This is a genomic window from Paenibacillus sp. AR247 (assembly GCF_002968895.1).
GTDB lineage: Bacteria > Bacillota > Bacilli > Paenibacillales > Paenibacillaceae > Paenibacillus_AQ > Paenibacillus_AQ favisporus.
In genome coordinates this window covers 56,298-66,545 of sequence record NZ_PCZT01000015.1, presented here as the reverse complement: position 1 = coordinate 66,545, position 10,248 = coordinate 56,298, and the positions used below count along the sequence as shown (strand labels likewise).

The following is a 10,248-nucleotide window of genomic DNA, read 5'->3' as shown; positions in this document are numbered from 1 at the left end:
AGGCTTCAGCCGGCAAACCGTAAAAATGCAGGCATCCCGTCCGATTGAGGCTTACGGCATGAACCGCTCCACTGCGCCTGGACAGCTGGGCACGGGGGTTGAATACCAGTCGGTTGAACGGATCCGCGAGAGCTTTCTCGATACGCAGTTCCGCAGCGAAAGCAACGCCAACGGCAGCTGGACGATCAAATCGGACACATTGGACAAGCTGCAGGGTATTTTTAACGAGCCGTCGGACACAGGCATCAGCAAGGTGCTCGGCAACTTCTGGAATTCCTGGTCCAACCTGAGCAAAGATCCGGAAAGCGCCGCGGCGCGCAAAGTCGTCAAGGAAAATGCAACGGCCCTGACGGATGCAATGAACTACATGAGCGGCCAATTGGATAAAATGAGCCAGGATTTGACCGCCAACGTCGGTGTCAAAGCCAGTGAGGTCCAAAACTACCTGAACTCCATCGCGGACCTGAACCAGTCGATCACACGGATTGAGGGGCTCGGGGACAATGCCAATGACCTTAGAGACCAACGCGACCTGCTGACGGACAAGCTGTCCAAAATCATTAACATCACGGTCCAGGACACCGACCAGGGTTATAATATTTCGATGGGCGGACAAGCCCTCGTCGAAGGGTTTGCCGTGAGTGCGGATGTGGATGGTACGGGTCCGGATGACCGGGGTGCTTTTCTTGAAGCAGCCTACGCGTCAGGAAATTTGCAGGGCGGAGAGGTTTACGGCATCATTGCGTCGCGTGAAGGCTACGTGAAGGATTACCAGAAGCAGCTCAATGACTTGGCCAACACCTTGGCGAACGGCGATATCCAGATCACGATTCCTAAAGGCAGCGTACTGCCGGCCGGCGTCACCCTCCCGGGCATTACCGGACGGGTGGTCGATCAGGATACGGTCGTAACCGTCAAAGGCCTGAACGGCCTGCATCAGCTGGGATATACGATGGATGGGACCACCACGGGCGGTCTGCCTTTCTTTGAATCTAGCGACGGTGGTCCGATTACGGCGGGGAATATCCGCCTGAACACGAAGATTGCGGAAGATCCCACCCTGATTGCTACCTCAATGCGAACCGAAGGTTCGGGAACGGACGAGAAGGTTGTCAAAGGAAGCAATACGCTGGCCCTGCTCATGGCTAATATGAAGCAGACCAACTTTACTTCGCCGGACGGCACCCGCTCCACGACGATCGACGGCTATTACAGCTCGATGGTGGGACAGCTGGGGGTACAAGCCCAGGAAGCGAGCCGGCAGACGCAAAACTCGGACATTCTGGTACAGCAGGTCGAGAGCCAGCGCCAGTCGGTCAGCGGCGTGTCTCTGGACGAGGAGATGGCCAACCTGATCAAGTTCCAGCATGCGTATGGCGCGTCTGCGCGGTTTATGACCACGTTCGACCAGCTGCTGGATAAACTGATCAACTCTACAGGAACTGTAGGAAGATAACGGTAAAAGGTGGGTTAACCAATGCTTAGAGTGACTTCCAATATGATGAACTCCCAGCTGCTCCTGAACTTGAACCGCAATGCGCGCGAGATGAACAACACGCAGAATCAGCTGGCCACCGGCCGCAAGCTGAAAAGGTATGGTACAGCCTATTCTGCAAATCCGCCAGACCGGGCCCAGATTGGGATCGATGCCGACTTGGGTCAATATTCCATTCGCCAGCCTAAGGCTGACGTGAACATGACCACCACTCCGTCAGAGCTGGAAATTCACCAGTACAAGCCGGAGCTTCATGTGGATCAGTCCAAGGCGTTTTCGGCCTTCACCGGCGGCAACTTTATTGATATGAACAGCCGGATCTATTCCGGCTTTCAGGAGCTGTATCTACAGGGGATTGCCCGAAGGGTCGAGGAAGGTAACCGCGCCGCGGCCATTCATATTGCCAGCAACACGATCGCGAATATTTATGGCGAGGACTGGCAGCCGGTTCCTTTTCCGGAGACGCGCACGCCAGCTTCCATCGATAACGTCGACATCCAGATCGACACGCGTCCGCCGGATATCGAGTTCCGGAAGGCGCATACGGATATTCAGGTGCAGGTGAACCGGCCGGAGATCGAATATACCCGGGGCAAGCTGGACATTTATATGAAGCAGTATGCGTCCGTGCAGTATATCCCGCCGGAGATTGATACCCAGCGCTGATTGGGAAGGCATGAAATGATAGAGTAGACTATAGAGGGGGATTCTTGATCGCCTTCTATAGTTTTCTTTTTATTTAGAGATAAGAAACGATTGAGTCTTTGGACTAAGAAATATCAATCGATGAATAAGGAGTGACCGCCATGATTATACAGACCGCATCCTGGGGAGAGCTCGACATCGCCGAGGAGCAAATTTATTGGTTTCCGAAAGGCATGCCGGGATTCGAGGAGGAAACGGAGTTCGCGCTGATTTCGCTGGAGGATGGCCCATTTGATTATTTGCAGTCGACGAAGGAGCCGGGCTTTGCTTTTCTGCTGGGAGACCCGTTTGTTTATTATCCCCAGTACGAGTTCGAGCTGCCGGAGGCGGATACAGAGGAGCTAGATATTCAATCCCAGGTCGTGATTCGCTGCATCATCTCGTTAAAAGAGCAGATAGATCAGTCCACGATGAATTTGCTCGCGCCTGTCGTGCTGAACCCTGAGAAGAACCTAGGCAAACAGGTTGTGCTGCATCATTCTCCATATCAGACGCGGCATCCACTTTGGAGCGAAAGCGGCTCCCAACCCTCAGCAAAGGCGGGTGAATAATCGTGCTGGTATTATCTCGTAAGAAAAATGAGTCCATCGTCATTCAGGATCAAATCGAAATCACGATATTGAGCGTGGAGGGAGATACGGTGAGAGTCGGCATTTCCGCTCCGCCGCATATTGATATTTTACGCAAAGAGATCTACCTTTCAATCAAAGAGAGCAACCAGGAGTCGGCGGCACCCGCACCGGCCATGCTGGAAGCCCTCCTGGGAAAATTGCGTGATCCGAATAAAAAATAAAAAAATCACGAGAAAAGTCTAAAAAGAGATGTTCGCTGTGTCGATATATAGTTTAGACGCTGCTTTGGCGGGGCGGCCGACCTTAAAGAGGCAGCGTTACCACATGGACGTGGTACTAACTATATTTCAGGGAGGAAATACCCAATGATTATCAATCACAACATTGCGGCGTTGAACACTCACCGCCAGCTGTCCATTAACACAGCAAACACAAACAAAAATATCGAGAAACTGTCTTCCGGTCTCCGCATCAACCGTGCGGGCGATGACGCTGCCGGCCTGGCAATCTCCGAAAAAATGCGCGGCCAAATCCGCGGTTTGGACCAAGCTTCCCGTAACGCTCAAGACGGCATCTCTTTGATCCAAACAGCTGAGGGCGCTCTGAACGAAACTCACAGCATCCTGCAACGTATGCGCGAAATCTCCAACCAATCCGCGAACGGAACGAACACGGATACTGACCGTAACGCTCTGCAAGACGAAATGAACCAATTGACTTCCGAAATCAACCGTATCGGTAACACAACTGAGTTCAATACTCAGAAGTTGCTGAATGGGGGTATTGCTTCCCAAGACGGAGCTAAAATTACAAAAGCTACTAGTGCGACTGTAACTGGAGCTGCTATTGCAGCTGGGCCTATCTCTATCGCTGATGGAGCAAAAATTACTGTTGATGGTCAAACATTCAATGTTGGAGCCCTGACAATTGGTTCTGACGATGCAAACGGTGATGGTACTGCTGACGATGATACTACTGCCACAGCAAATGCCAAAGAACTTGCAGCAAAACTAGGCCAACTCACTTCTGGTGGTACCAAACTGTCTGATTTGGTTGACATCAAAGTTGACGCGAATGATCAACTCGTATTTACAGCAAAATCGACTGGGAAAACTAGCGAAGTAATTATTTCGGGTACAGCACTCGAAACTGCAAAACTTGGTTTCACTACAGATCCAACCACAACTCCTCCAACAGTTATAAAGGGTAACGGTAACCCTTCGACAGTTGAGCGTGCGGGACTCCAAGCTGCAGGTGCAATTACTGGCCAAACTACCATTGGAGCAAATGATTCCCTGAAATTCACAGTAGGTTCTGATAGTGCTGTTGAAGTTAAGTTGAACGATGGAACAACACCTAAAGTTTATGATACAGCGAATGCTGATAAAAACGTTGCACAAGCAGCTATGAATGATCTGGTAAAAGACCTGAATGCAGCTTTGCAAAAGGCAGGACTTGACGGTAAAGTTACAGCATCTCTTTCCAAAGATAACGAAATTCAGTTTATTTCTGAAACTGGTAAAGATATTTCTGTAGCTAATGGTACAGGCACTGCGTTGACAGCACTTGGATTTGATGGAACTGAAACAATCGGTAACGTTGACCAAGTCGTTGGACCTGGTGCACAAGGTTCTGGCTTCTCTACTAAATTCCAAATCGGTGCGAACACTGGTCAATCGATGTCTCTGACAATTGACGACATGCGTTCTGCAGCTCTTGGAATCACTGGTAACGCTGGTCAAGCTGGCTTCACGAAGGAAAACTCCGTTACTAACGGAACGAACGACGTGAAAACTGAAGCTGCTCTGAACATCTCTACTGCTGAAGATGCTTCTAAAGCAATCGCAGTTCTTGACAAAGCTACTCAAACCGTTTCCAGCGCACGTTCCAAACTGGGTGCCGTTCAAAACCGTCTGGAGCACACCATCAACAACTTGGGAACAGCTTCCGAGAACCTGACAGCTGCTGAATCCCGTATCCGTGACGTTGATATGGCGAAAGAAATGATGGAACAAACCAAGAACAACATCCTGGCTCAAGCTGCACAAGCTATGTTGGCACAAGCTAACCAACAGCCACAAGGCGTTCTGCAATTGCTCCGTTAATCTTAAATTTATTGTTAAGAGTTCTGGGATTTTCCCAGGACTCTTTTTTATTTTTTACAATTATGCAACATCAACTAAACCTCCAAGCGCTAGAAGCCGATAATAGTATATATATCCTTTTGTCGGAGGTAGCCAGGATGAATGTACAATTTTCCTTAACCGCGAGTACGTCATCTCAGAACAAAACAGATTCCGTCGCATCCATGAACGCAGCAGCATCCATGATCCGAAACGGTGAAGATTTAGCATTGAAAGAAATGCAGGGCGTTTCGGTCTCGATAGGGGAAGAGCAATTAATCCGCAACATTGACCGGGCAGTGAAGTCCTTGCAGGGACCGGAGACAACATTAGATATTAGTATTCACGATAAAACCCATGAGATCATGGTTAAGGTGCTCAATAAAGAAACAGGAGAATTGATCCGTGAAGTTCCGCCAGAGAAAACCTTGGACTTGGTGGCCAAGATGATGGAATTGGCGGGCATCATGATTGACGCTAAAGTGTAAGGAGGTATTTCAAAAGTGACACTTCGTATTAACGGTTTTTCAGGCATGGATATCGACAGCATGGTCAAGGAACTAATGACTGCTAAACGTGCTCCGCTGGATAAATTAAATCAGCAGAAGACATACCTTTCCTGGCAGCGTGATAGCTACAGAGAAATGAATAGCAAGGTGTTTGCTTTTAAAACCAAATTGTCTGCCACGGATCTCTTTGGTAAGACCAGTAACATGACTGCTCAAACGGCTGTGGTCGATGGAAACAAAGATGCTATTAAAGCGGAGGCTTCGGCTAATGCGTCTTCCGTTCCTATGAGTGTTACTGTGAAGAAGTTGGCTACCAAAGCTACTGTCCAATCCACTGGTGAAATTGATATCAAAAATTCTTCCGGATCGACACCCACTAAGGCCAGTTTGAACACCACGATTGGAGAATTAAGTGGTTACGTTGCAGCCACAGATCCGGCACCAACAGATGATAAGCCAGAAACGTTTCAAATCAAAGTCAATGATATAGAATTTAACTTTTCAACAAAAGACACGATTTCCAATGTACTTAGCAAAATCAATAATTCCAGTGCCAACGTCGTGGCGGCATTTGACGAAGTCAGTGGTAAGTTTTCGATTACTGCAAAAGATTACGGAACTGAAAAGAAAGTTAGCATTAGCGAAAGTGATTACGGTAATACCGGTACCAAAACTTCTAGCTTATTAGGATTATTGAATCTTAAAGGTGCCACCGTTCAGGACGGTGAGAATGGAGAAGTAGAAATCAACACTTTGAATTCTAGCGGTACAGTTATAGGTACCAATCCATTTACAACTACTGATAATACTTTAAAGGTCAATGGAATTAGCTTAACGTTGTTGAAAAACGGGATCTACTCCAGCTACCGTAACGACAACTATCGATACAACCAAGGCTGTTGACACAATCAAATCCTTCATCGACACCTACAACGACTTGCTCAACACCATGAACAGCAAGGTGGATGAAGAAAAGTATCGCGACTTCCCGCCGCTGACCGACGAGCAAAAATCGGCGATGAAGGAAACTGAGATTACAGCCTGGGAAGCTAAAGCGAAGAGTGGTCTGCTGAAAAATGACGACATCCTTAAAGAAACCATTAACGCTATGCGTTCGGTCATTAACAACAGCATCGGCCAGCTTAGCTCTCTGGGGATTACAACTGGCCAATACTACGAGGGCGGTAAGCTATATCTTGACGAGGATAAGCTGAAAAAAGCTTTACAGAGCAATCCTCAGCAACTGTCCAATGTGTTTCAAGGTTCAGATGGAATCGTTAACAAGTTGTCTACGACCATGACAAACACGCTTCAAAAGTTCTCCGATCGTGCCGGTACGAACCGCTTCAGCGGGGACCTGAGCGCAGCTTTTAAAGACGAGAGCGTCATGGGGAAACAAATGAAGGAATATACGTCACGCATTAGCGATTTGCTCAAGCGGCTTGATGATCAGGAAGACCGGTATTACAAACAATTTAGCGCGATGGAAACGGCCATGAATCAACTGCAGTCCCAGTCGTCCAGTCTGTTCGGAACTACCCAATAATTTTCTAGTAAAGGGTGAAGACACTTGATAACATCTCCTTATGAAAAATACCGTCAGTCATCCGTTCAAACCTCTACGCCAGGGCAGCTGCTTCTGATGCTTTATGATGGAGCCATCCGCTTTGTCCGTGCTGGGATCGACAGCTTGCAGAAGAAAGATTTGCAGAAGGCCAATTTGAATTTAGGCAAAAGCCAAAGTATCGTCAACGAGCTGCTGTCTACGCTGGACCGAAGTTATGCCGTTTCGGAAGGGCTCGCATCCTTATATGAATATATTAATCATCTACTGATTGAGTCCAACGTGAAAAAGACGGCGGCACCTGCTGAAGAGGCGCTGGGGTATCTCATGGATCTGCGGGAAACCTTTGCCGAAGCCGCTAAAATGACAGCCGGCAGTTTGAGCCAAGAGACAGCCAATGGATAACTTGATCTCTTCGCTCCAAGCGTTGACCGAAACTGTCGTAGCGCGCCTGCAATATACGGCATACGAGGAGCTGCAGGACTTTGCCAGGAGCGCCAGCAGCTGATTGATGAACTGAACCGGCTCAAGCAGCACACCCCATTTTCACCGAGCCAGGTTGAGCAGTTACAAAGCATTTTACAGGCGGATCCGCTCATCCTTAACCGCATGGACCAGCTAAAAATGGAAGCCTCCGACTGGCTTCAGCACAGAGGACAAGCCAAGATGCAGCGGAGCGCTTATGAAGCAGCATACACACCGGATAGCTTTTTGATGGACCAAAGGAAGTAATATGTAGCCTGACAAAAAAGCCAGATATAGCAAGACACTGAAAAGACTAGAATCCAAATTCTGGTCTTTTTTGTTTTTATTTTTTAATTCAATCCTAGCAATAAAAAAGGTAATAGGAAACAAAAGGAACAAAAGTATAGATTTCCTTTGTCTAAATATGGTAGGATACAAGAAGTATTGATAGTCTTTAAGTCCTGGTTCTATTGTTATAAGTTTTCTGGTTTTTTGGGAAAGGGAGGTCGAGTAAAGCAATATCGGATGAAAATAATGTCGATTTAGTTCATATTTTTCGTTTTAACGTATGATTACATAAGTCTATAGGAGGATATTCTGTGAAAAAAGGTTTGCATGGTACGTTAACCGGATTGCTAGGTTTGGGGATGACTTTAGGTGCTGTTAGTCCCGCATTTGCAGCGCAACCTGTAAAAGATATCAATGGTCACTGGGCTGAAAAACAGCTGCAGGAGTGGGTTAACCAAGGAACTTTGAAAGGTTTTGAGGATGGTACGGTTAGACCTAATCAATCGATTACTCGGGCTGAATTTATCGCGTTGGTCAATCGTATTTTTGGATACACCGAATCTGCTCAAGTTCAATTCTCCGATCTGTCCAGCAGCAACTGGGCCTATACGGATGTAGCCAAAGCGGTTAAAGCAGGATACGTCCAAGGGTACCAAGATCAGACGATTCACCCTTCTGCTGATGTGACCCGCCAAGAAGCTGCGGCTATGATTGCCAAAGTTGTGGGACTGACAGCGGGACAGACGGATTCGTTGCCCACTTTGAAGGATGCCGACCGCATCTCTGCGTGGAGCAAGCAAGGTGTCGCCGCAGTCCTGGAAAGTAAAATCATGAATGGATACCCGGATCAAACTTTTGAACCGCAGAAAAGTTTAACGAGAGCGGAAGCGGTAGTGCTGATTGACGCAGCCTTTGCAAAGAAAACAGCTGAGACCGTGACCTTTGATCAGGCTGGCACCTACGGCGGTAAAGATCAAGAAATCCAGGTTATTCATGGAAACGTTGTCATCAGTGCTCCTGGAGTAACACTCCAAAATGTAGAGATCAAAGGCAACCTGACCCTTGCCGAAGGAATTGGCAGCGGAGATGCCACCCTGAAAAACGTCAAAGTTCATGGAACCACAAACGTTCAGGGCGGCGGTGAAAACTCGATTCACTTCATTGATTCCGTACTGGTGAATATCGTTGTGAACAAAAAGGACGGAACCGTACGTATTGTGGCTGAAGGGTCTACGGTCACCCAAAGCGTCGTTGTGAAGTCGTCGGCCAAATTGGAAGAAGACCATGCCAGTGGCGAGGGCTTTACAAATGTTGAATTGTCTAAGGAACTCCCGGCACATGCAAAAGTCACACTGAACGGAACATTTGATGATGTTGATGTTTTCGCTGCATCCATTTCCGTTCAAATGGTTAAAGGTTCCATCGAGAATGTTCAAGTTGATGGTTCTGCAGGAAATACATCGATCGAACTGAGCAGTGAAGCGAAGATCGTGAAACTGGTTTTGGATGCGGTAGCGAAACTCCTCGGCTCCGGCCAGATTCAGACCGCAACGATTAACGATGGCGCCAAAGGCTCTATTTTCCAAACTAAACCGAACCAAACGGAAGGTTCTCAAAAGGATTCCATTCAAGTGAACACGCCTGCTTCTTCCGGAAGTTCCGGTGGCTCCAGTAGTGAGGGCAGCAGCGGCGGATCTTCAGGCGGATCGAGTGGCGGAGGGAATAATGGTGGAGGAACGACGGAACCTGCCGATACAGTAGCTCCGGTAATCACCTTGAAAGGCGAGGGCACCGTAACTCTGGCGTATGGCGCGGATTATGTCGATGCAGGTGTTACCATTACGGATAACAAAGACACTGGCTTGAAAGCTAAAGTCACTTATTCTAAGGACGGTAAGGTTGTAGATAAAATTGATACGGAAGTAGCCGGTACCTACACGATTCACTACAACGTGAGCGATGCAGCAGGGAATAGAGCGAAAGAAGTGAATAGAACGGTCGTGGTAGAAGCGCCTGTGCAAAAACCAGTGATCCAAGATGCGGCTCTGTCTGTAGATTCGAACGGACTGCTGCTAAACTTCAGTATCGACAAAGCGATCGATCTGAAAACAAAAGCAGATGTGAAGATCAGCTACTTTACGAAAGATGCCGAGGGCAACCTAGTACCGATCTATAACAAGATCAGTGATTCGGATCTAGTTAAGAACAAACTGTGGGATGGATACTTGTGGGATGTAGAAACTCATAAGAACTATTCTTCAGGAGCCCTAGGGAACCCAGCTTACTCGGATCAGATCGCGGCAGGCGCGAAACTGGCGACATTAGTAAACCAAGGTCTTCATGGAGTAGATGGAGACATGGACTATGTAGATATCAACTGGAACGATCCGGCGACGTATGTGGTTCAAATCGTCGTAACGGATAATGAAGGCCGTGTCAGTGAGACGGTAGAAAAGAGGTAACGGTTGAAGCACCAGAGCAGACAACCAGTGATCCAAGATGCAGCCCTATCCGTAGATTCGAACGG

The 10,248-nt window shown here is 47.9% G+C and carries 10 protein-coding genes; all 10 read left to right on the top strand.

Going from position 1 to position 10,248, the window contains the following annotated elements; all coding sequences use genetic code 11:
• A partial coding sequence (gene flgK / locus CPT76_RS24930) for a flagellar hook-associated protein FlgK (RefSeq protein WP_105444895.1) occupies positions 1 to 1,456 on the top strand: 1,456 nt, incomplete at its 5' end.
• 21 nt (positions 1,457 to 1,477) lie between these two features.
• On the top strand, positions 1,478 to 2,161 hold the full coding sequence (locus CPT76_RS24920; RefSeq protein WP_258168784.1) for a DUF6470 family protein: 684 nt from the start codon (positions 1,478 to 1,480) through the stop codon (positions 2,159 to 2,161).
• Between the two features lie 140 nt (positions 2,162 to 2,301).
• On the top strand, positions 2,302 to 2,751 hold the full coding sequence (locus CPT76_RS24915; protein WP_105444838.1) for a flagellar assembly protein FliW: 450 nt from the start codon (positions 2,302 to 2,304) through the stop codon (positions 2,749 to 2,751).
• A gap of 2 nt (positions 2,752 to 2,753) precedes the next feature.
• On the top strand, positions 2,754 to 2,993 hold the full coding sequence (gene csrA, locus CPT76_RS24910; RefSeq protein WP_105444837.1) for a carbon storage regulator CsrA: 240 nt from the start codon (positions 2,754 to 2,756) through the stop codon (positions 2,991 to 2,993).
• 144 nt (positions 2,994 to 3,137) lie between these two features.
• Complete coding sequence (locus CPT76_RS24905) at positions 3,138 to 4,877, top strand: flagellin N-terminal helical domain-containing protein (protein ID WP_105444836.1); 1,740 nt, start codon at positions 3,138 to 3,140, stop codon at positions 4,875 to 4,877.
• A gap of 137 nt (positions 4,878 to 5,014) precedes the next feature.
• The gene (locus CPT76_RS24900; protein WP_105444835.1) at positions 5,015 to 5,383 is read left to right on the top strand and encodes a flagellar protein FlaG; all 369 of its coding nucleotides are present in this window, start codon (positions 5,015 to 5,017) and stop codon (positions 5,381 to 5,383) included.
• 15 nt (positions 5,384 to 5,398) lie between these two features.
• Complete coding sequence (locus CPT76_RS40480) at positions 5,399 to 6,307, top strand: flagellar cap protein FliD N-terminal domain-containing protein (RefSeq protein ID WP_258168783.1); 909 nt, start codon at positions 5,399 to 5,401, stop codon at positions 6,305 to 6,307.
• Positions 6,285 to 6,950: a flagellar filament capping protein FliD gene (gene fliD, locus CPT76_RS40475; RefSeq protein ID WP_308737664.1), complete on the top strand. Its 666-nt coding sequence runs from the start codon at positions 6,285 to 6,287 to the stop codon at positions 6,948 to 6,950. The genes CPT76_RS40480 and fliD overlap by 23 nt, the downstream gene beginning before the upstream one ends.
• Before the next feature lie 24 nt (positions 6,951 to 6,974).
• A complete protein-coding gene (fliS, locus tag CPT76_RS24890; protein WP_105444834.1) occupies positions 6,975 to 7,373 on the top strand; it encodes a flagellar export chaperone FliS in 399 nt (132 codons plus the stop codon).
• A gap of 659 nt (positions 7,374 to 8,032) precedes the next feature.
• Complete coding sequence (locus tag CPT76_RS24885) at positions 8,033 to 10,183, top strand: S-layer homology domain-containing protein (protein WP_105444833.1); 2,151 nt, start codon at positions 8,033 to 8,035, stop codon at positions 10,181 to 10,183.
• Positions 10,184 to 10,248: the final 65 nt, after the last annotated feature.